The following is a 1,178-nucleotide window of genomic DNA, read 5'->3' as shown; positions in this document are numbered from 1 at the left end:
GATCGGCGTACGGCTATCCGCAGGGGGCGGGTGGTGCGGGAGCGCCTGGCTCGTCTCCGGGGGCTTCGGCTCCGGGTTCCGTGCCTCCACCCCCGCCGGGTGCGTCGTCGTATGGGTATCCGCAGGGGCCGGGCGGCGCGGGAGCGCCTGGCTCGTCTCCGGGGGCTTCGGCCCCGGGTGCGGTGCCTCCGCCGCCGCCGGGTGCGTCCTCCTATGGGTATCCGCAAGGGCCGGGCGGCGCGGGAGCGCCTGGCTCGTCTCCGGGGGCTTCGGCCCCGGGTTCCGTGCCTCCGCCTCCGCCGGGTGCGTCCTCCTATGGGTATCCGCAAGGGCCGCCCGGTGGGGCTCCGGGTATGCCGCAGCCCCCCGGTCCGCCGGGGCTCGCGCCGAACGCCGGGGACATCGCCGACGCCGCGACCAGCAAGGCCGCGCCTCCGTCGCGTCGGGGGTCGACTCCGCCGCCCCCGCCGAGCGCCCCGGGGACACCGGGTGCGCGGGCGGGGAGCGCACCTCCGCCCCCGCCGGGGCCCGGTGCGGGCGGGTACGTGCCCACGCAACTCGTCTCGGCGCTCGGTTCTGACGGCCCCGAGGGGGCTGCCGGACCGCAGACCCCGGGCGCACCGCATCCGCCCGGCGCGCCGAACCCGCCGGGCGCCCCCCAACCGCCCGGTGCGCCGAACTCGCCCGGCGGTACTCCGCCGGGCGGCCCCCACCATGCCGCCACGGTGCTTGCCGACCCGGGTCGGATGGGCCCGGGCGGGGGCGCGCCGCAGCCTCCGGGCGCCCCGGGTGTTCCGGGCGCCCCAGGCTTCCCGGGCGCACCCGGCGCGCAGGCGTTTCCGGGCGCCCCGGGCACGGCGAACGCGCCCGGCGCGTCAGGAGCCCCGGGAGCTCCCGGTACGTCGAACGCACCCGGCGCCCCTGGCGTCTCCGGTGTGCCCAGCGCCCCGCTGCCTCCGGGTGCCCCCGGCGCAGCCGGTTTCCCGGGGGCGCCCCAGGGGCCCGGAGCACCCGGCGCGCCTCAGCCGCCTGGCGCCCCAGGTGTACCCGGCACGCCCAGCGCATCCCAACCGCCAGGCGCCCCGCGTATGCCGGGCGCGCCGGGCGCTCCTCAACCCCCTGGTGCTCCCGGCGCTCCCGGCGCTCCCGGCGCTCACGGCGCCCCCGCGGCACCAACC

Annotated in this window: 1 protein-coding gene; it reads left to right on the top strand. The window is 80.7% G+C overall.

The genetic code is table 11. The features are described 5' to 3' along the window. The coding region (locus GRC12_RS46225; protein ID WP_244374718.1) for a collagen-like triple helix repeat-containing protein at positions 1 to 1,178 on the top strand (1,178 nt) is incomplete at both ends.

Origin of the sequence: Streptomyces griseorubiginosus (assembly GCF_017614965.1) — a bacterium.
GTDB classification, from domain to species: Bacteria; Actinomycetota; Actinomycetes; order Streptomycetales; family Streptomycetaceae; genus Streptomyces; species Streptomyces griseorubiginosus_B.
The sequence above is the reverse complement of the archived record's forward strand: the minus strand, read 5'-3'. Positions and strand labels throughout refer to the sequence as shown.